This is a genomic window from Sphaerisporangium rufum, from assembly GCF_016863395.1.
Taxonomy (GTDB): domain Bacteria; phylum Actinomycetota; class Actinomycetes; order Streptosporangiales; family Streptosporangiaceae; genus Sphaerisporangium; species Sphaerisporangium rufum.
Genome location: NZ_BOOU01000031.1, coordinates 43,745 through 63,536, shown reverse-complemented (window position 1 = coordinate 63,536; position 19,792 = coordinate 43,745). Strand labels below are relative to the sequence as shown.

20 protein-coding genes are annotated in these 19,792 nt (G+C 72.7%); 8 read left to right on the top strand and 12 right to left on the bottom strand.

Features of this window, described 5'->3' with window-relative positions:
* Window positions 1–154 precede the first annotated feature (154 nt).
* From Sru01_RS10125 to Sru01_RS10095, 7 genes are all read left to right on the top strand, one after another.
* Window positions 155–1,726 carry a pyridoxal phosphate-dependent decarboxylase family protein gene (locus Sru01_RS10125; protein WP_203983745.1) on the top strand — a complete coding sequence of 524 codons (1,572 nt, stop codon included), beginning with the start codon at window positions 155–157 and terminating at the stop codon, window positions 1,724–1,726.
* Complete coding sequence (locus Sru01_RS10120) at window positions 1,723–3,264, top strand: phenylacetate--CoA ligase family protein (RefSeq protein WP_203983743.1); 1,542 nt, start codon at window positions 1,723–1,725, stop codon at window positions 3,262–3,264. The genes Sru01_RS10125 and Sru01_RS10120 overlap by 4 nt, the downstream gene beginning before the upstream one ends.
* 43 nt (window positions 3,265–3,307) lie before the next feature.
* Entirely contained in the window at window positions 3,308–3,787 is a 480-nt protein-coding gene (locus Sru01_RS10115; protein WP_203983741.1) for a DUF8788 domain-containing protein, read from the top strand.
* 25 nt (window positions 3,788–3,812) lie between these two features.
* Window positions 3,813–4,592 carry a hypothetical protein gene (locus tag Sru01_RS10110; protein ID WP_203983740.1) on the top strand — a complete coding sequence of 260 codons (780 nt, stop codon included), beginning with the start codon at window positions 3,813–3,815 and terminating at the stop codon, window positions 4,590–4,592.
* Window positions 4,593–4,646: 54 nt separating this feature from the next.
* Window positions 4,647–5,105 (top strand): DUF8788 domain-containing protein, encoded by a 459-nt coding sequence (locus Sru01_RS10105; RefSeq protein WP_203983739.1) that lies wholly within the window; start codon window positions 4,647–4,649, stop codon window positions 5,103–5,105.
* The gene (locus Sru01_RS10100) at window positions 5,102–5,650 is read left to right on the top strand and encodes a DUF8788 domain-containing protein (RefSeq protein ID WP_203983738.1); all 549 of its coding nucleotides are present in this window, start codon (window positions 5,102–5,104) and stop codon (window positions 5,648–5,650) included. Before Sru01_RS10105 ends, Sru01_RS10100 begins: the two co-directional genes overlap by 4 nt.
* Window positions 5,651–5,957: 307 nt before the next feature.
* On the top strand, window positions 5,958–6,701 hold the full coding sequence (locus Sru01_RS10095; protein ID WP_203983737.1) for an MBL fold metallo-hydrolase: 744 nt from the start codon (window positions 5,958–5,960) through the stop codon (window positions 6,699–6,701).
* 187 nt (window positions 6,702–6,888) lie between these two features.
* On the opposite strand, the gene Sru01_RS10090 is transcribed toward Sru01_RS10095, so the two are convergent.
* The 3 genes from Sru01_RS10090 to Sru01_RS10080 all read right to left on the bottom strand — a co-directional run bounded on the left by Sru01_RS10090 (window position 6,889) and on the right by Sru01_RS10080 (window position 8,332).
* On the bottom strand, window positions 6,889–7,128 hold the full coding sequence (locus tag Sru01_RS10090) for a hypothetical protein (RefSeq protein ID WP_203983736.1): 240 nt from the start codon (window positions 7,126–7,128) through the stop codon (window positions 6,889–6,891).
* A gap of 75 nt (window positions 7,129–7,203) precedes the next feature.
* Window positions 7,204–7,587, bottom strand: a complete 384-nt coding sequence (locus Sru01_RS10085) for an FCD domain-containing protein (RefSeq protein WP_203983735.1) — start codon at window positions 7,585–7,587, stop codon at window positions 7,204–7,206.
* Between the two features lie 70 nt (window positions 7,588–7,657).
* Window positions 7,658–8,332, bottom strand: a complete 675-nt coding sequence (locus Sru01_RS10080; protein WP_203983734.1) for a FadR/GntR family transcriptional regulator — start codon at window positions 8,330–8,332, stop codon at window positions 7,658–7,660.
* Between the two features lie 228 nt (window positions 8,333–8,560).
* Here Sru01_RS10080 and Sru01_RS10075 point away from each other — a divergent pair, with 228 nt between their 5' ends.
* Window positions 8,561–9,799 (top strand): MFS transporter, encoded by a 1,239-nt coding sequence (locus tag Sru01_RS10075; RefSeq protein ID WP_203983732.1) that lies wholly within the window; start codon window positions 8,561–8,563, stop codon window positions 9,797–9,799.
* A gap of 205 nt (window positions 9,800–10,004) precedes the next feature.
* Here the strand turns inward: Sru01_RS10075 and Sru01_RS10070 are convergent, their stop codons facing one another.
* The 9 genes from Sru01_RS10070 to Sru01_RS10030 all read right to left on the bottom strand — a co-directional run bounded on the left by Sru01_RS10070 (window position 10,005) and on the right by Sru01_RS10030 (window position 19,757).
* Window positions 10,005–11,201: an ATP-grasp domain-containing protein gene (locus Sru01_RS10070; RefSeq protein WP_203983730.1), complete on the bottom strand. Its 1,197-nt coding sequence runs from the start codon at window positions 11,199–11,201 to the stop codon at window positions 10,005–10,007.
* A 1-nt stretch (window position 11,202) separates the two neighbouring features.
* The gene (locus Sru01_RS10065; RefSeq protein ID WP_203983729.1) at window positions 11,203–11,874 is read right to left on the bottom strand and encodes an HAD family hydrolase; all 672 of its coding nucleotides are present in this window, start codon (window positions 11,872–11,874) and stop codon (window positions 11,203–11,205) included.
* Window positions 11,875–11,897: 23 nt separating this feature from the next.
* Window positions 11,898–12,653 carry a fumarylacetoacetate hydrolase family protein gene (locus Sru01_RS10060; RefSeq protein ID WP_203983728.1) on the bottom strand — a complete coding sequence of 252 codons (756 nt, stop codon included), beginning with the start codon at window positions 12,651–12,653 and terminating at the stop codon, window positions 11,898–11,900.
* Window positions 12,654–12,698: 45 nt separating this feature from the next.
* Window positions 12,699–13,904, bottom strand: coding sequence for an MFS transporter (locus tag Sru01_RS10055; RefSeq protein WP_203983727.1), 1,206 nt, complete (start codon window positions 13,902–13,904; stop codon window positions 12,699–12,701).
* A 60-nt stretch (window positions 13,905–13,964) separates the two neighbouring features.
* A complete protein-coding gene (locus tag Sru01_RS10050; protein WP_203983726.1) occupies window positions 13,965–15,227 on the bottom strand; it encodes an ATP-grasp domain-containing protein in 1,263 nt (420 codons plus the stop codon).
* Complete coding sequence (locus tag Sru01_RS10045; RefSeq protein WP_203983725.1) at window positions 15,224–16,903, bottom strand: thiamine pyrophosphate-binding protein; 1,680 nt, start codon at window positions 16,901–16,903, stop codon at window positions 15,224–15,226. The genes Sru01_RS10050 and Sru01_RS10045 overlap by 4 nt, the downstream gene beginning before the upstream one ends.
* The gene (locus Sru01_RS10040; protein ID WP_203983724.1) at window positions 16,900–18,141 is read right to left on the bottom strand and encodes a threonine synthase; all 1,242 of its coding nucleotides are present in this window, start codon (window positions 18,139–18,141) and stop codon (window positions 16,900–16,902) included. Before Sru01_RS10040 ends, Sru01_RS10045 begins: the two co-directional genes overlap by 4 nt.
* A 93-nt stretch (window positions 18,142–18,234) precedes the next feature.
* Window positions 18,235–18,639 carry a DUF6917 domain-containing protein gene (locus Sru01_RS10035; RefSeq protein ID WP_203983722.1) on the bottom strand — a complete coding sequence of 135 codons (405 nt, stop codon included), beginning with the start codon at window positions 18,637–18,639 and terminating at the stop codon, window positions 18,235–18,237.
* Window positions 18,640–18,944: 305 nt separating this feature from the next.
* A complete protein-coding gene (locus tag Sru01_RS10030; protein WP_445009379.1) occupies window positions 18,945–19,757 on the bottom strand; it encodes an Lrp/AsnC family transcriptional regulator in 813 nt (270 codons plus the stop codon).
* Window positions 19,758–19,792 lie beyond the last annotated feature (35 nt).

Here is a 19,792-nt window from a genome sequence, read left to right as displayed (position 1 = left end):
TTGTTTTCTCGCTCGACGCAACGGCAAAAGATCAGGAATCAGCCCGCGAGAACCATTCATGTGACCGCCGTCCGGCGTGATTCGTCGTCTGTGAATTCACGCCCGGTCGCGGCCATAAAGATGTCCCGACGCCGGACCGGTTGGAGTATTCTTCGTGACGAGTTCGCTTTCCGATGTCCACGGTTCCCCGCCAGAGCCCACCGCCGAAGGTCCCCCGGCGCCCACGCCGGGCCTCACCGCGGCCTTCGACCCCGAGCGTTTCCACGACGGCGCCGTCGAGATCGCCGGCCGCCTGACGAGCCACCTGCGCGACCGGTCGGTCCGGGGGCTCGACCTGCTGGACCCGGCGGTGCTGCTGAAGGCCGCCCGGGACCTGATGACCCCCGAGCGGCGGCGCGTCGCCGACTTCGACGCCGACCGGGTGAACCGGATCGTCGACCTGTACACCGGGACCGGCATCCCGGTCCACTCGCCCGGCTACATGGGGCGGCAGTTCTCCGGCGTGGTGCCGCTGGCCGGTCTCATCGACATGGTCGGCTCGGTGGTCAACCAGCCCTCCTCCTTCTACGAGGCCGGGCAGCTCCCTAACGTCGCCGAGCGGCTGATGGCCGAGGAGCTCAACCGGTTCATCGGCTGGGACCGCGACCGGTTCGCCATGGTGACGACCTCGGGCGGCTCGCTGGCCAACCTGACCGCGCTGCTCGCCGCCCGCGACCGCGCCTTCCCGCAGATCTGGACGCGCGGCGCCGCCGGCCTGCCGGGACCGCCGGCCATCGCGGTCAGCGAGGAGGCCCACTACAGCGTCACCCGGGCGGCCGGAGTGCTCGGCATCGGGGAACGGCAGATCGTCCGGCTCCCGGTCGACCATGCCGGGCGGATCCGCGCCGACCTGGCGGGCAAGGTGCTTCAGGAGGCGACCCGGCGCGGCCTGCGGCTGTTCTGCCTGGTGGCCTCGGCGGGCACCACCTCGATGGGCGCCTTCGACCCGCTGGAGGACCTCGCGGCCGTCGCACACCGGCACGGGCTGTGGCTGCACGTGGACGGGGCGCACGGGGCGAGCCTGCTGCTGTCGGACCGGCACCGCGACCGGCTGCGCGGCATCGAGCGGGCCGACTCGCTGACCTGGGACGCGCACAAGATGCTGTTCATGCCGGCGCCGTGCACGCTGCTGTTCTATCGTGACGGCGCGGCGGCCCGCGGCGCGTTCCGGCAGCGCGCCAGCTACGTCTTCGACGAGGAGCCGGACATCTACCGCGCCTACGACAGCGCGGACAAGACCCTCGAATGCACGAAACGCCCGATGATCATGCCGCTCTGGACGGTGTGGTCGGTCTACGGCCCGGCGCTGTTCGCCCAGAAGATCGACCGGCTGTGCGCGGTGGCCCGGCAGGCGTACCGCATGATCGACGCCGAGCCGGACTTCGCGGTGGCGCACGAGCCGGAGTCCAACATCCTGTGCTTCCGCTACCTGCCGGACGGCCTGGAACCGGCGACCACGCACCGGCTCCAGCTGGAGATCCGCAACCGGATCCGCAGCGGCGGGCGCTTCTTCATCTCCAAGGTCGACATCGACGGGGTGGCGGCGCTGCGGGTGGTCGTGATGAACCACCTGATCGACGCCGGCCACCTGGCCATGCTCATCACCGAGATCAGGGACGTCGGGCGGCGGGTGCTGGGCGCGAGCGCCACGGCCCGGCCCGGCCACCGGAACGGGAGTCCTTCATGACCATGACGAATCCGGGCGTCGCCGCCGCGGCGGAGCCGGCGGCACGCCTGATCACCGACGAGGAGCTACGGCCCCGCTCGGTGGACGAGGTCACCCGGCTGCCGTCGTTCGCGGGGAAGCTGGAAGAGTACGGGCGGCGCACCGGCGTCCCGTACTGCCAGGCCCCCCTCGAGGTGCAGAACGCGCTGGTGTTCCGCCGGTTGCGGCAGCTGGTCGGGATCGCGCTGCTCAACCCGCTGTGGCGTGAGCGGCTGCACTACTTCGGGATCCGCGACGCCCCCGCCGACCTGGCCGAGTGGGAGCGGATCCCGCTGTCGGACAAGGCCGTGCAGCGGGACATGTTCATGGGTACGCGGGCCGGCATGGTCGTGCCGATCGACCGCGGCGGGTTCGAGGTGGTGGCCAGCGGCGGCACCGGGGACGGCATGCCCCTGGAGATCGTGTACTCGCTGCGGGAGCTGCGCGACACCTACCGCATCGCCGGGGCGTTCATGGGCGCCTACCAGCTCGGCCGCTACCTGCGCGGCCCCGCGCCGCGCTGGCTGTTCACCACCCTGGCCGACTACCAGATGTGGAGCAGCGGGACCATGGTCGGCGGCGTCCTGTCGCACGTCCCGGGGGTCAACTACATCGGCGCCGGGCCGGTGAGCGCGCCGGTGCTGGAGCACATGTTCTCCTACCCGGGCCCGAAGGCGCTGATGGGCATCACCGCCGGCATCGCGCTGCTTCCCGAGCTGGGCGCGGGCCTGTCCCCGCAGGCCAGGGCGAGCTTCCGGGTCGCGATGTACGGCAGCGGCTCGCTGCCGCGGCGCAAGCGCGACGAGCTGCGGGAGTTCTTCCCCAACGTGTCGATCCTCAGCTACTTCGCCGCGACGCAGGCCGAGTGCGTCGGTCTGCAGCTCGACCACACCTCGCAGGCGCTGTCCGCCGTGCCGGGACTGCACCTGGTGGAGATCGTGGACGAGCACGGCCGCGCCGTCGCCGAGGGCGAGGAAGGCGAGCTGGTCGTCACCCGGCTGCACGCCGACGAGACGCCGCTGCTGCGGCTCAAGCTCGGCGACCGCATGATCCGCCGTCCGGCGCTGGACGGGCCCGGGCTGCGCACCGAGCGGTTCGAGTTCGCCGGCCGCACCGCCGACGTGCTGCACCTCAACGACAGCCAGTACTCGGCGACGCTGGCCTACGCGGCGCTGCGCGGCCGGCTGCGCGCGGCGACCGGCGTCGACCTGGACGTGGCGGCGCACGAGGTCCAGTTCCACAACCACCGCGAGGACCGGACGCTCACCCTGCTGGCGGCGGTGGACGACGCCGAGGGCACGACGGCGGCCGTCGAGCAGGCCCTCGGCCAGGGCGGGACGCGCGAGCTGTTCACCAAGGCGCTGCCGGACTCCCTGTCGCTCTTCAACGACCGGGAGGCCAACGCCGCGTCCATCGAGCAGACCGGATACGGGTTCCGGCTGGTGTTCGTCCCCCGTTCCTCACCGCGGATCGAGCGGACCGCCGTCGGCAAGACGCCGCTGGTCCGGGACCGGGGCTGAACACGCGGAACGTCCGATTGACCTTCGACAAGGAGGAGGATCGATGTCAGACAGGATCAGCATCGTCGTGATGGTCGACGCCGTGGGGGCGTTGTCCGACCGCACGTTGCACAACGGGAACCTCTCGCTGGTCGACGACGGCCCGGCGAGCCGGCACCAGGGCACCCCCGACCTCGTCACGGTGGTGTCCCCGGGGCAGATCGTCCAGTGGACCCCCATCCACGTGGACGTGCAGACCCCGGTCGAGATCCAGGCCATCGAGTTCCTGCCCGCCGGGGCCGTCCCCGCGCCGGCCGGGCCGGACGCGGCGCCCGGGACGGCGGCGCCCGCCGCCGTCCCGGCGCCGACGGTCGACGCCACCGACTCCGGCGGGCACGAGAACTACGACCTGCTGGTCTGGGAGGGCGTCGTCCCCTACGGCATGACACCCGGCGTCCCCTACCGGTACCGGCTTTCGGTCCGGCTCCACGAAGGACCCAACGCCGTGCTGCACGTCGACTCCCCCGCGCTGCTGCGGGTGTGAGCCACCTCTCCGGAAAGGCGGTTCCATGGCCCAGCAACACGGGATCATCGTGCTCTTCGACGTCGAGAACGCGCTCAAGGAGCGCACGCTCGCCGGGAACACGTACTGGTTCGACAACATGAAGCTGTTCGGCTCCGCCGGGGTCGGCACCGAGAAGCTGGTGACGATCGTGCCCGGCACCTACTTCTCCGACGGATCGCAGGCGACCGAGCAGGTGCTCAACTGGCTGCCCGCGGCCCTCGGGGCGATCCCCCCGACGGTGCCGCGCAACTACCTGGCCGAGCAGGAGCGCGCCGACGACCGGCGCACGCTGGACGAGCTGGCCTCGCTCGACGCCGAGGGCGGCGTCGAGGAGGCCGACGTCAAGCGGTTGCAGCGCCGGGTCGGCAAGCGGGCCCGCCCGGGCACCGGGCGCGGACTCACCGAGGGCAAGCTGCTGGACGTCACCGGCAGGACCACCGGCAGCGCCGCCGCGTACAACTACCCGGCCCCGGTGATCACCGACATCACCGGCCAGGCGGTCGTCGAGAAGATCATGTACCCGGCCCAGTACGGGTCGCCCGACATGATCTACGACGGCTGGTACTGGGCGGCGACCGTGGACACCAGCCGGCCCGGGGTCTACCCGTACACGATGCACGTCCAGCTGCACGAGCTGGTCGAGCAGGGCGGCGAGATGGTGTGGCGGTCGGTGGACCTGACCTGCGAGTCCAGCCTCAAGATCATCAGCGATCCGAAGCGCAACGGGTTCACCGGTGCCGGGCTGGGCGAGCTCCCGCTGCCCGCCGTCCCGGCCGCCGGCTGACCCGGCGGATCCGTTCACCGTCCAACCCGGAGCACCTTCGAGCGGAGGAGCGGCATGCCCCCCAAGAGCAGGCAAGCAGAACGCCGGCCGGCCCGGCCCGTGACGATCACCGCGGTGGTCGACCCGGTGGCCGCGCTGGCGTCGGAGAACCTGGACGACAACCTCTACCTCTACGACACCAACCGCATCGCGGGGTCCAGCGGCTTCGGCACCCCCGCGCTGCACAGCCGGGTGCGCAAGGGCGACACCCTGCTGTGGAACGTGATCCCGCTGGAGTGCGAGACCTTCGTGGCGCTCGCCGACATCGAGATCGACCCGCGGATCGCCGAGCCCACCCGCAAGGTGTACCCCGGCACCGACATCGTGTTCTGGACCGCCGAGGTCAAGCAGGACCTCACCGAACCGGCCCTCTACCGGCTCTCGTTCCTGCTCGGCACGGTCGGCACCCCGTTCACCCCCAATGCGCGTCCGGCCCTGGCCGGCGCCGCCGGCGAAGGAAAGGAACGCCGATGACCGAGGCGTACGCGGCGACGGACTTCGCCGACCGTGGCCAGCTCAACTCCGTCCAGCTCAACGTGGTGACGCTGGTCGACATGGAGAAGGCCGCCGCGACCAAGTCCTTGGACGGCTGCCTCTACATGATGGACAACAGCGTCGGCGGGGTCGGGCAGGGCGCCGACCACCTGGAGACCATCTGCAAGCAGGGGCAGGTGATCAACTGGATCATCCGCCCGATCGACATGCACCGCCGCGCGGACGGCACCTGGCCGCCGATGCCGAAGATCAACAACCTGGTCTTCCTGGACATCGAGAAGGGCGACGAGGACGACGTCGCCGAACGCCGGATCATGACCGAGCTCAAGGTGTACGGCGCCCCCGACCGGATCCGTGACCAGTACACCGCCGTCTACTACTACTGGGCCGGGGCGGTGATGAGCGACGCCCGGCCGGGACTCTACCGCTACCGGATGGTGCTGGAACTGGAGAAGGAGCACGGCACCGACAAGCTGTACCTGAACTCGGTCCGCTACCCCGCACTGCGGGTGCTGCCCGTCTGACGGCCGCCTGACCCGGAGGCCATGGCCGCCCGCCGGCCATGGCCTCCTCCCGCCGGCGACCGGCCCACCACGGTCGGAACGGGGAACGCGGCAGGTGCCGGCCCCGTACGGCCGCGCCGGGTCCAGATGCTCCCGCGCTCGACCCGTCGCTTCCGGTGGTCCCGCACCCCGGCGTCTCGATGCTCCTGCGCCCCGCCCGGTGCGTCCCGCCGCTCCCGCGCCCCGCCGCGGCGTGTCCTGGTGCCCCGCGATCAGTTCGGTTAGCGTGATCTGGACGATCCGGACCGCGCACCGAACGGAGCCGCCCATGACGGCCACGATCACCGTGATCGGCGGTCCGACCGCCCTGCTGGAACTGGGCGGCCTGCGCATTCTCACCGACCCGACCTTCGACCCGCCGGGCGAGCACCCCGCCGGGCCGCTCACCCTCACCAAGACCACCGGCCCGGCGGTGCCCCCCGCGGGCGCCGGCCGGGTGGACCTGGTGCTGCTCAGCCACGACCAGCATCCCGACAACCTCGACGACCTCGGGCGCGAGGTGATGGCCGCCGCGCCGCTCACCCTGACCACGCCCGAGGCCGCCGCGCGTACCGGGGCGACCCCGCTGCGCCCGTGGCAGCACCACGACATCGGCCCGGTCCGCGTCACCGCCGTGCCCGCCCGGCACGGCCCGCCGGGATGCGAGCCCGTCGTCGGCCAGGTCACCGGCTTCGTGCTGACCGGCGCCGGGCTGCCCACCGTCTACATCAGCGGGGACAACGCCGCGCTGGAGCACGTGGAGGCGGTCGCCGCCCGGTTCCCGGCCGTCGACGTCGCGCTGCTGTTCGGCGGCGCCGCCCGGGCGCCGATGTTCGACGAGCCGCTCACCCTGGACGCCGCCGGCATGGCGGCCGCCGCCCGCCTGCTGAAGGCCGGAAAGGTGGTTCCGCTGCACGTCGAGGGCTGGGCCCACTTCACCGAGGGCCCGCCGGACGTCCACGCCGCCTTCGCCGAGGCGGGCCTGACCGACCTCCTGCTCTCCCCGCCCCCGGGCCGGCCGGTCACCCTGTAGCGACCGGCCCGCCCTCGCGGGAACCGCGCGGACCGGCCACCTTGATCTCTCACCTTCACCGGGTGCCCCATCGGCTTTCAAGGCGCGCGCCGGCACCGAGCGAGCGCGCCTTGGAGGCGCCGATGGCGCCGAAGTCCGGCTCACGTTCCGGGGACTCGCGAGCCGGCCCGGATGGTGCGGCCGCCGGTCAGCCGAGAGCGTGCTGCGCGGCGGCGACGATGACGTCGGCGACGGTACCGGCCCGCGTCGCGTACCGGGCGTGGCTCGCCGGGACCTCAGTGATCTTCGCACCGATGCGCTTGGCCATGTGCTGCAGCATCGCCTGGTCGAACGCCCTGTCCTCGGTCGCGATCACGGCCCAGCTCGGCTTGTCGCGCCCGGCCGCGTTCTTCACCGGCGCCGAGAAGACCGACAAGTTGATCGGCACCTACGGGAGCCGACGCCCTGGCCGTCGAGAACCGCCCCGACCTGACCGCCGGCGGGCGGAAGCACGAGAACTCGGTCACAGCTCCCGCAGCAAGGTGCACCAGGCCTCGTCCACCCGGCGGGCCGCCAGCGGGCCGTCGCGCTGCTCGCAGGTTTCGATGATCTGCTGGTGCCGGGCCACGGAGTGGCGCGCGGCGGGGGAGGCGAAGCGCTGGTGCTCCAGCCGGCGGACGACGGGGGTGAAGCGGCCGATCGTCGCCTCGATGGCCGAGTCGCCGCAGCGGTGCACCGCCACGGCGTGGAACCGGTCGTCCGCCGCCAGCGCCGCGACGGCGTCGTTCGCGTCGAGCGCCTGGATGAACGCCTCGTTCGCCGCGCGCATCGCGGCCAGGTCGTCGGCCGTCGTCTCCGGCGCGGCCAGGCGTGCGGCAAGCGTAGGACGTGGCCGAGCCTTCCACAAACCCGTCCTCCGCCGGCCGGTGGATCGCGGCGTTCGGGAACGCGTCCTGCCGACCCCGGGCCGGTCGGCGTCAGGACCGGCGCAGCGCGCTCTCAAGGGATTCCAGATGGGCGCGACTGAGGCGGCGCGCGGCGTCGGCGTCGCGCGCGGCGATCGCCTCCGCCAGATCGGCGTGCGCCGCCTGGTCTCGCTCTACGGAGAGGCTCCGGCCGATGCGGAGCATGTCGATCATCGCCTGGCGCAGCCTCGGCACGAAGGTGTCGAAGAGTTCCAGGAGGACGGGATTGCCGGCGGCGGCGACGATGGCGCGGTGGAAGGCCATGTCGGCGTCCACGTGGTCCTCCGTGCTGCCGCGTCGCTCCTGGCGATCGGCCAGCGCGCGGCGGATCGCGCGCAGCGCCTGCGGCGTACGTCGCGCGGCGGCGTGGGCGGCGGCCTCGGCCTCGATCGCGATACGCGCCTCGATCACCGAGATGATCCCGGCGCGCCGCATGACGGCGTTCCAGTCCTCGGTGACATCGAGCGCCGTGACGAACACACCCGCGCCCTGCCGTGACTCCAGGACTCCTCGGCCCGCGAGCTGCCGGATGGCCTCGCGCACGGTCGAGCGGCCGACGCCCAGCTGCGGGCCGAGGGTCGTCTCGCCGGGCAGCTTCGCCCCCAGGGGCCACTCGCCGGCGCGGATGCGCTCAAGGAGGGCCTCGGCCGCCTGGTCCGCGAGCGGCGCCCGTCTGATCTGCGCCATCGCTACCTCTCTACTTGTCTGAGGAATCGTGTACAGTCTATCCCATGTGCGGACGGCTACTTGTCTGCCGCAACAGGGCTTAGGCGCGTCGGCGCCCCTGTTGCGGAGCGGCTCTTCCCGCCGGTCTTCCCCATCCCTGTGCCGCCCCCTTCCGGTTGCACCATGCCGTCCATGCCGCGAGCCCTCGGGTGCGCGCTACGCGCGCGATCCCCGTCGAAAGGAATCCCGTTGAGCACGACCACCTCTCCCGCGCCCGGCAGGGCGGGCCTGTGGGCGCTGACCGCGACCCATGGCGCGAACGACTTCTACACCGGTGCCGTGGCGGCCCTGTTGCCGTTCTTCGTCCTGCACGCGCGCTACACCTACGCCGCCGTCGCCGGGGTCACCCTCGCCGCCACCGCGCTGTCCAGCGTCGCGCAGCCGATCTTCGGGCATCTCAGCGACAGGTTCGGGATGCCCTGGATGAGTCTGGCCGGCCTGCTGACCGCCGGCATCGGCGTGGCGCTGAGCGGCCTGGTGTCGGAGTCGTATCCGGCGGTGTGGATCGTGATCGCCGTCTCCGGCATCGGCGTGGCCGCGTACCACCCCGCCGCGACTATGGAAGCCCGCAGAGCCGGTGGTGGCACCAGCGGGGCGATGAGCCTGTTCTCCGTCGGCGGGAACCTCGGCGGCGCCCTCGCGCCGTCGGCGGTGATCCTCGTCGTTGGCCGGTTCGGTTTGAACGGCACCGCGCTGCTGGTGATACCCGCCGTAGTGTTCGGTCTCGTGTACGCCGCGGTGTCGTGGCGGCACCTGTTCTCCGCGACCGGCGCCACCGCGGCCATCGGGCGTGCGACCGCGACCCAGCACCAGGCCGGCGATGACTGGCGGGCGTTCGGCTGGCTCACGCTGGTGCTGGCGACATGGTCGATCACATTCGTCGGCACGTCGACGTTCGTATCGCTGTACGCCATTCAACGATTCGGCACGTCGCCGGAGTTCGCCTCGATCGCGCTGTCGGTCTTCCCGGCGGCAGGGGCGGCGGGCACGCTGGCCGGTGGATGGCTGGCCGACCGGTTCGGACGGTTGCGGGTCGTGCGCACCGGCTATCTACTGGCCGCGCTGTCCACCGGTGCGATCGTCCTCGCCCCGACTCCGGCGGTCGTGATCGTCGCGACCGCGGCACTCGGGGTGAGCCTGTTCGTCCCCTTCGCCGCGCAGATCACGCTGTCGCACTCCTACCTGCCAGGCCGCATCGGGGTCGCCTCGGGCATCACGCTCGGCCTGACGCTCTCGCTGGGCGGCGTCGTCAGCCCGCTGCTGGGCGAGATCGCCGACCACGGCGGCGTCCGGTGGGTGTTCGTCATCCTGGCCGTGCTGGTCACCGCCGGTTTCGCCCTGGCGTTCATCCTCAAAGAACGCCGCATCACGGCCCGCGCGGCCGTGGACCCCGACAGCGATGAGCTGAGCGAGAAGGCAGGCGCCTGACCGCCACCGAAGTCCCGCTGACGGATCACGCCGGCCTCCTCACCTGAGGGCACGCTCGCGCCGCCGATCTCGGACCGCCGGTGATCGGGGTCCCGGCCGACTGGTGGTCGCCTGACGCGCACTTCGTCACCCGCTCAACGCCCGGCCCGGCCTGGCGCGTCGCCCGGGCCGGGCGGCGCGGATTCCGGCTCGCCGCCGGCCGGCCTTAGGGCCGGGGGACGAACAATTCCTCGTCCACACGTGCCCGGGCCTGCTCGGCGGCGGCCGCCGCCGACTCGGCGTCCGCCCCGGCCACCAGGACGTACCCGAACCTGCCCAGCGACGAGGAGGCGGGCTCGACCTCGGCGCCCGGTCCCGGTACGGAGATCACGCCGCGCAGGAAGCCCGGCACCCCGATCGCCGCGTCCCGCGGCAGCACCTCGGCGACAGTGGCCGGGCCCGTGGGCGTCAGGAAGCGGATCGCGGCGGCCGCCGAGCGCGTGCCGATCGGCGGCTCGGCGCCGGCGGCGTCCCACAAAGACTCGGCCATGATGTCCCGCCCGGTGGCGAGGCGGACCAGCTCCCAGATGCGGTCGCCGCCCGGCCGCCGGTTGATCTCCACGATCGCCGGGCCCTCACCGGTGAGGATCAGCTCGACGTGGCACGGGCCGGTGCGGTGCCCGGTCGCGGCGACCGCACGCAGCGCCTCGGCGCCGAGCGTCTCGGCGACGCGCGCGGGCAGCCGGGCGGGCACCAGGTGACCGACCTCGACAAAGTGCGGCGCCCCGGTGGTCAGCTTCTCGGTCACCGCGACCACCTCGTGCCGTCCGCCGGCCGATCGCGTCTCCACGCTGTACTCGGGACCGGTCACCAGTTCCTCGGCCAGCACCGCCGCGCCGGCCGCCGCCGCGCTCGCGTGCCGCCACGCGTCGGCCAGCCCGGCGGCGTCCCGCACCGCGTGCACGCCGATGCTGCCCGCGCCCCCGGCCGGCTTGAGGATCAGCGGGAAGCCGGCCTCCGCGGCGAACCCGTGCACGTCCTGCTCGGTCCGGCACACCCGGTGCCGTACGACGCGGGCGGCGCCGTCCCGGATCAGGTCGCGCACCTCCGCCTTGTCCAGGCCGAGAGTGTCCACCGGTCCCGGCACGCTGGGCAGGTCCAGAGCCCGGGCGATCGCGGCGACCGCGGGCAGCGCGAACTCCCGGAAGCCCACCACGACGTCCACCGGGTCCTGGTGGTGGATCCGCTCCGCCACCGCGACGGCCGCGTCGACCTCGCCGTACTCGACCTCGACGTAGCGGTGCGCCCACTCCTGCTCCCGCCCGTCCACCGACTTGGGCTGCTGCAGCAGCGAAACCCGCGCGGGCAGCCCGACCAGCTGGTTCGCCAGCTCCGGCCACGCGCCGACCAGCAGCATGTGCATCTCACACTCCCCTTCCCACGTGCTCCAGCAGTGCGGGCACCGCCCGCAGATCCCCGACCCGCAGGACGCCCGGCGGGACCGCCCGGGTCCGCCCGGCCCGGTCGACGAGGACCGGCAGGAACCCCGCGCCGAGCGCGCCCCGCGCGTCCGCCGCGGGGTCGTCCCCGACGTGCACGACGTGGTCGACCCCCAGGCGGGCGCGCACCAGGCCGAACGCGGCCGGATCGGGCTTGGCCACCCCGGACTCGCCGGAGATCACGATGGCGTCGAACAGGCCGGTGAGGCCGACGACGTCCAGCCGCCGCCGCTGCCGCGGGCCGTCCGCGTTGGACAGCAGGGCCAGCGGCAGGCCCGCCTCGCGCAGGGCGGCCAGGCAGCCGGGCACGTCCGGATAGAGCCGCAGCCGCGACTCCGCCGCCGTCCTGCGCCGCCGTTCCAGCTCATCGAGCCCGGCGGCGCCTGGCACCGGGCGGCCCAGCGCGGTGAGCATGGCCGCCAGGCGCGTGCGCAGGTACGCCTCGTGCGTCAGCCCGCCGGCGAGGTAACGCGGGTACAGCGCGTCGATCAGCGCCTGCCACAGCCCGGGGTCGGCCTCGGGGCCGAACAGCTCGCGCAGGCTGTGCGGCACCGAGGCCGAGTAGTCGATGAGCGTGTCGTCGATGTCGAAACTCACCGCCCCTACGGCGGGCGGCGCGGTCACCCGGCCACGACCGGGTTCGCCAGCGCCCCGAGCCCGTCGACCTCCACCACGACCTCCTGGCCCGGGGCGAGTGGGCCGGTGCCCGCGGGCGTGCCGGACAGGATGACGTCACCCGGCTCCAGCGTCATGACCTCCGAGCACCAGGCCACCAGGGTGGGAATGTCGTGGATCATCGAGCTGCTGCGTTCCTTCTGCCGCACCACGCCGTCCAGCAGGGTGCGGACCTCGACGTCCGAGGCGTCGAATCCGGCGCGCACCCACGGGCCGAGCGGGCAGAAACTGTCGTAGCCCTTGGCCCGCGTCCACTGCCCGTCGGATCTCTGGTGCTCGCGCGAGGTGACGTCGTTGGCGATCGTGCAGCCGAAGACGACGTCCAGGGCCCGCTCCCGCGGTACCGAGCGGCACCGGACGCCGATCACCACGGCGATCTCGCCCTCGAAGTCGACCTGTCCCGCGCCGGCGGGCAGCACGATCGGCGCGCCGGGTCCGATCACGCTCGAGGGCGGCTTGCCGAACACCAGCGGCTCGCCGGGATCCGCCACGGCGGGCTCGGCCCCGGTGTGGTAATTCCGGCCGACTCCAATGATCTTGGTCGGTTCGACCGGGGCGAGTGGCCGCACCGAGTCGAGCGGCCAGGCCCGCCCGGTAGGCCGGACGCCGCCGAACGGCGCGCACTCGAGCTCGATCGCGGTCTGCTCGCGCACCTCGACGTAGCTCGTGCCGCCGGCGTGCACCACCCTGCCGAAACGCATGATCCCATCTCCTCCCACTCGTAGGGGCCGCCCCCAGGTTCGCGTTCAGGTACGGGCGGCGCCCGCCGCCGCGCGGGCGGTGACCGCGCGGCCGGCGACGGTGAACCACACGGCCGCGCCCAGCAGCAGCGCGGTGCTCACCGCCCAGAAGACGACCCGGCCGGGGCCTGAGCCGTCGAGCAGCGCGCCCGCCAGCACCCCGGCCAGCACCCCGCCGACCGCCCACGCGGTGGTGACGTAGCCGAGATACACCCCGGTCGAGCCCTCGGGCGCCAGGTGCACGGCGACGATGTCGGTCGCGGCGATCAGTGCGAGCTCGCCGAGCGTGATCACCACCATGCCGGCGTACAGCCAGGGCGTGCCGGCCGGCAGGCAGACCAGGCAGCCGGCCGCCATCGCCAACCCGCCCGCGCCGAGGAAACGCATGCGCCGCGGCAGGTCCCAGCCATCAGTGATCTTGCCGACCTTGGTGCCGAGGGCGACGACCACCAGCGCGTTCAGCGAGTTGATCACGCCGACGTCGACGTAGCCGAGGCCGCGGAGGTCCGCCTCGAGCGGCAGCGCGGACACCAGCAGCGAGATGCCGAACCACAGCGGCACCGTCATCGCGCAGTACACCACGAAGAGCCGATCGCCCAGCGGGCCGACCAGTGAACGCCACACACTGCCGCCCGCCGCCGTGACCGGCCTGCTCCGGTCCACCGTGCGGAACCGCCACAGCGCTCCGGCCGCGGCGCACGCGTAGGCCAGCGCGGACAGCAGCAGGGCGGCGCGCGGCGAGCCGTGCGCGCTCAGGGCCGCGGCGAGCAGCGGCCCGAGCAGTGCACCGACGTTCGTCGCCACATAAAAGCCCGCGAAGCTCGCGGCGCTGCCGCCCTCCTTCGACGCTTTCGCCAGCACCACCCGGCCGGCGGAGTTGTACGCGGCGCCGCCCGCGCCGTCGATCACCAGTGCCGCGAGCCAGACCGGGAAGGTGATCGACGAGGCGAGCAGGACATACCCCACCGCCTCGGCCACCAGACCCGCCACCAGCACCCGCTCGCCGCCCCACCGGTCGCACAGCACGCCCGTGGGCAGCGCCAGCCCACGGCGGAACAGCGCGTGCGCGGATACCAGCGCGCCGACCTCGACCGCGGACATCGAACCCGCCCTCAGCGCGATGACGCCGAGCAACGGGATGGTCAGGTAGTAACCCAGGCTGGTGACGACCCGGGTGACGGCGATGAACTTCCTGGTCGAGCGTTCGAGCATGAAGGGTCCCCACAGGTGAGGGGCCCGGGCGGGCACGTCCGTCCCGCCCGGGCCGTCGGGTCATTCGACTTCGAAGCGGATGGTCTTGGCGAGCCGGTCGAAGACGTCGCCGAGTTCGGCCTGCGTCCGGGCGGTGAAGATTGCGTGGCCATGCGCCTGCCACACGTGCGGCGGGACGTTCACCCCGTCGCCGACCTCGCGGTAGAGCAGCAGCTCCTGGACGTCCGGGTCGGCCAGCGCCTCGCCGACGCCGTGGATCGCCTTGATCCGCCCTGCCTTCTCGGCGAAGAACAGGGAGAACCCGGTGGGGGTCACCGGCCGCCGCGGGGTCAGGTCCGGCGCCCGGCCGAAGGCGACGTCGCACAGCGCCTCGACCATGTCGATACCCGTGCTGAGCAGCAGCGACTGGTAGATGGGGCCGCCCCCGAGCCGGGCCGCGGTCTCCAGGATCTTCGGCTCCTCGCCCTCCTGGACGCGGAACTCGGTGTGGGTGGCGCCCATCGTGATGCCCAGCGCCTCGTGCGCTCTGGCGGTGATCTCGTGCACCCGCGCGACGACCTCGGCCGGCAGCGAGGTCGGCGTGACGTAGTAGACCTCTTCGAAGAACGGGCCGTTCATCGGCAGCGGCTTGTCGTGGATCGCGACGACCTTGGTCACGCCGTCGACGACCATCGACTCGACGCTGATCTCCGCGCCCGGCAGGTAGCCCTCCAGCAGCAGCGCGCCCCGGTACTCGGCCATGGCGGAGGCGTACAGCGGGTCGTAGTCGAAACCGTCCCACGAGCCGCGGCGGATCGGCTCGAAGTGCTCGGTGAGCTCGTCGAGGTCGTTCACCCGGCGCACGTACATGCTGCCGCCGCCGATCAGCGGCTTCATCACCAGCGGGAAGCCGATGCGCCCGGCCGCCTCGCGGGCCTCGTCCAGGGTCCTGGCCAGACCGAAGCCCGGCTGCGGCAGCCCGGCCACCTCGAACGCCCGGCGCATCGCGTACTTGTCCCGGGCGATCTGCGCGGTACGGGGGCTGACGAAGGGCAGGCCCAGCTCCTCGGCGACGGCCGCGGCGGCGGGCACGCTGTGCTCCACGAACGCCACGACCGCGCGGATCGGCTCCTCCTCTTCGGCGGCGAGCCGCCGGGCGGCATCGACGGTGTCGGAGATGCTGGAGGTGTCCGCCGGCCACACCCGGTCGACGAAGTCGGTCTCCCAGGTGGGGTTCTTGACGATCAGCAGCAGGCGCTCGCCGTGCCGCCTGGCGTACTCCTGGACGCGGGCGAAGTGCCGGCGCCGGCTCGCGTTCTGCGTGTGCAGTACCAGAATGCTCATGCGTCCTCTTCTCCTCGCAGGGTCAGAACCAGGTCGGGGGCGCTCTCGTCGGCGGGCACGACGCACTCGACCAGGGTCGGGCGGGCGCCGTCGCACACGGTGTCCCAGACGGCGTCGAGCTCGCCGGCGTCGCGCACCCGCGCCGAGCGCCAGCCGAACGCGGAGGCGATCGCCTGCCAGTCGATCGAGGTGAACTCCGCGCTCACCGGACGGCCGCCGAGCAGGTCCACGGCGTGCCGGTCGATCAGGCCGAGCCGCTCGTTGTTCAGGAGGAAGTAGGTGACCGGCAGGTCAAGGCGGACCGCGGTCTCCATCTCGTGCATGGCGATCGACAGGCCGCCGTCGCCGCCGATGCCGAAGACCCGGGCGTGCGGGCGGGCGAGCTTCGCGCCGAGCGCGGCGGGCAGCGCGTAGCTGATGCTGCCGCTGCCGCGGGGCGTCAGCAGCCGCTGCCGGGCCCCGCGCATCCGCACCGCCGCGCCCGCCCAGCCGCTGGACACGCTGGCGTCGGCCACCACCACGTCGGCGTCGCCGAGGCCGGCGGTGAGCCTGCGGCAAAGGTGGTCGGTCAGCCCGGACGACCAGAACGGCGGTTCCGGCCGGAATACCGGTCCCTGGTAGCGGAAGCCGGACAGTTCCCCGGTCAGCGCCCGGCAGAACTCGCCCGCGTCGGCGAGCACGGGCAGGCTCGGGTGCCCGAACCGGTCGAGCTCACCGGCGTCGGAGTCGACGTGCACGAGCACCTGTCCCGCGTGAGGCCAGCGGTACTTGTCGGTGGACTTGTCACCGAGCTTGGTGCCGATGGCGACGATCACGTCGGCCTGGTGGATGTACCGGTTGGCGGCCAGGCCGCCCTTGGCCCCGGTGACGCCGAGGGCACTGGGCAGCCGCTCGTCCACCGCCGCCTTGCCGTTGAGGGTGGTCGCGACCGGCAGGCCGGTCCGCGCGATCAGCTCGCGCAGCGCGCCGGTCGCGTCCCCGGCGTGCACGCCGCCGCCCGCGACGACGACCGCCCGGCCGGCGTCCCGCAGTAGCTTGGCCACCCCGGCGACGACGTCGGCGGCCGGTGCCGCGCGCAACCGCCCGCGCGCGGGCGCGGCCGCGCCGGACGGCCCGCCGCCGGCGGGCAGGGTGAGGACGTCCGAAGGCACCTCGACGAACACCGGGCCGCCGCGCGGGGACGCCGCGGCGTGCACGGCGCTCGCCACCCGAGCGGCCGCACCGTCGGGGAGCTCCAGCCGGACGGTGCTCTTGGCCACCGCGCCGAACAGTTCCTGCTGGGCGCACTCGCCGGTGGTCCAACGGCCCCGCTTGTCCCGGGCGACCCCGCTGGCGACGAACACCAGCGGGGTCGAGCTGTTGTAGGCCTCCAGCAGCGCGGGCGTGGTGAACGGCGAGCCGATGCCGCCCGGCGCGTCGCACACGCCGACCTCGCCGGACACCCTCGCGTACGCTTCGGCCATGTAGCCGGCGCAGCGCGGGCAGCGGGCCATGACGTGCCGGACCGCGTCCTGGCGCTGCGCCGCGACGTACAGCGGCAGCGAGGTCTCGCCGGGGAACCCGACGACCGTCCTCACCCCGGCCTGCGCCAGGCCGGTGAACACGACGTCGGCCACGGTCGTGGTGGTCCGGACGTCCGCGGCGGCGGCCGGTCCCGGCTCCATCAAGTTCGTCACGCCACGTTCTCCGACCACTCGGTCAGCCGGGTCGGCACCGGCAGCGACGGCCGGTCGGTGCCGGTGAGGTTGACCAGCAGGACCGAGTCCTCGCCCAGCCGGCCCTCCCGCGCCATCTTGACCGCGCCCGCGAACGCGGTCGCGCTGGCATAGCAGGCCCGCACTCCGGCCACCTCGGCCAGCATGCGGTGGGCCTCGCGGATGCGCAGATCGGACGCCGCCTCGATGCCGCCCCTGCTCTGCAGGACCAGGTCGCGGACGTAGGGGTAGGTGGGGGTCGGGTCGCCGCGCAAGATGGCGTACGCCAGGCCCCTGGGGTTTTTGACGATGTGCCGTTCCCCGATGGTCTCGGCGCCCTCGGTGAACGCGTGCGCCATCGGCCCGCAGGACTCCTGCTGCACCGCGACGAACGACGGCAGCCGGGACAGCCGGCCCAGCTCGCGATATTCCAGCGCGCCCTTGTAGGCGCCGAGCAGGCCCATCCCGCTGCTGATCGCCTGGAACACGTGCGTCGGCTCGACGGGCATCGCGTCGAACGCCTCCAGGTAGGCGAGCTTGAGTCCCTCCCGCCTGGACAGGTTGAAGAAGCCGCCCTCCCAGGCGATGCCGTTCTCCCTGGCGTACCGCTGGGCGACCCCGCCGGCCGCCACGAACGGGCCGTCCACGACGTGCGTGTGGACCGCCGGGTGGTCGGTGTAGTTGAGCCGGTGCACGAAGTCGCGGCCGACGAAGATGTGGATCTGGAACCCGTCGACGAGTTGCGCGCCGCGGGCGTAGGCGGTGGAGCTGTTGCCCGTCGACGACAGCACGAGCCGGGTCACCCCGAGCTCGGTGAAGTGGGACAGGCCGACCGAGGCGATGCGGTCCTTGGTGGAGCGCGTCGGGTTGGCCGACTCGTCCTTGAAGAACAACCGGCCGACCCCCAGCTCGGCGGCGAGTGCGGGCACCTCGAAGCAGGGGGTGTTGCCCTCGCCGAGCCAGTGCACCGACTCGCGTTCCTTCAGCGGCAGCAGCGAGAAGTAGCGGAGCAGGGTGTTCGGCGTGGTGAGCGTCTCGGGCGCGACGAAGTTGTCCAGATCGTAGATGGCGTCGACCGCGCCGTTGCAGTCTGGGCACCGGTTGCGCCGGGGATCATCGATTTCCCGCTCGCATACGATGCAGGCGAATTTGATGAACTTTTCCGGGGATAAGGCGCCGGAGCGGTTCTTGCGAATAAGGCTCTCGTAGTTGATCGTCACTGCGGACAAGATGCGAAAACCCCCATCACGCGGTAGTCGTGCATCTGCCGGCGGCAGATGCCCGAGGTGTCGTCGATCGCGGTGGCCGACCGGTCAGGCGGACGCGCCCGGTGCCGGGCGGAAGGTGACTCCTTCGCCGAGCTCCAGGCCGATCTCGGCACCGGTGACCAGTTCTCCGGCGGCGATCAGGATGTTGTAGTGGTTCGGGAAATGGGTCTCGTCGAAGCCGTGGACGGTGCCGACGACCCGGCCCGACACCTGCACTTCGTCGCCGATCACGACCACGCCACCACGTACGATCTCGGCGAAGCCGAGGTAGGAGACGTCGTTCATCTCCGCCGCCCGGTCGGCGCCCGGCCGGCAGAGGATGAATTCATGGACGTCGCCGGAACGTATGCAACGGGTTTTCCACGCCGCCGGGACCATCTTGCGGTCGTCGCGCCGATGTTCCATCACGGCTACCCACCGCCCGAATACTTCCGAACGCTGGGTGAACATCTTCGCCGGTACAGACAAGTTCACCTCTCGCACCCAATAGTCGAGGCCAGGGCCGGTGCCCGGGAAACGGCTTCCCGGAGCACCGGGAATACTTTACACAATTCGCCCGGAGAGGGAATTCGGGCGGCGCGGGAAATACTCGAACACTGCTTTTCGCTGCCGCCGGCGGCGCGGCCGCGAACCCGCCGCCGGCCGTGCGCGGCCGGCGGCGGGCACGAGACGGCCCGGCGGCCCTGGAAGGACCTGTCCCCGGGTGTCGAAGGCCGGCCGGTGGGAGACTCCGGTCGTGGGATTCGGTCGCGCCCCTAAGCGGGGTCGATGGCGCGGGCGCGCTGGTCCAGCGACTGCGCGAACTCCTCCCAGAACCGGGCGTTCTCCCTGGCCAGCGTGGCCACCCGGGCCACACAGTGGGATGGCACGGCGGCCGCGGCGCGTCCCGACCCGGCCGAGCCGGCGAGGTCGAGGTCGAGTTGCCGCAGCAGCGCGCGGCCGAACTCGCTGAACCTCAGGGAGGGGTCTCGCCGGAGACTCCGCAGCACCGAGTCCTTGTCCAGGGGGGCGCCCCCACCGGCACGCGGCGCGGGCGGCGGCGCCTTCCGCGCCGTCCGTCTCCCGCTCGACTCGGTGTCGCGCAGGCGGGGCGGTACCGGGTCGGCGCCGCGTTCGAGGCGCTGCCGGACGTCCAGCACGGTGGACGGAGCGACTCCGGCGGCCCTGGCGATCTCCCGCAGCGGCGCGTCCGGGTTCTCCGTCAGCAGCGCGCCCGCCAGGCGTCTGCCCTCGGCGTTGTTGACCGGACGTACCCGCCCGTCCCTGCCGACCCGCCTGTTCGACTGCGCATCGTCCCCGGTCGAACGCCGGACCGCGCCGACGGTCTTCGGCGCGAGCCCGGTCACCGAAGCGATCATGCGGTCCGACCAGTCCGGACGCGTCCTGATGATGCGCGTCGCCGCGGCCGTGCGGTCGGCCAGCGACAGCGGCAGACCGTGGGCGATGTTCGACCGGACGGCCGCCACGAAGGCGTCGTCGTCGTCACCGTCGAAGAAGCGGACCGCCACGGTCTGTGCGCCGCGCAGCCGCGCCGCGCACAGGCGATGCATCCCGTCGACGACGCGCAACGAGGATCTGTGTACGAGGATCGGCGGCAGTTCCG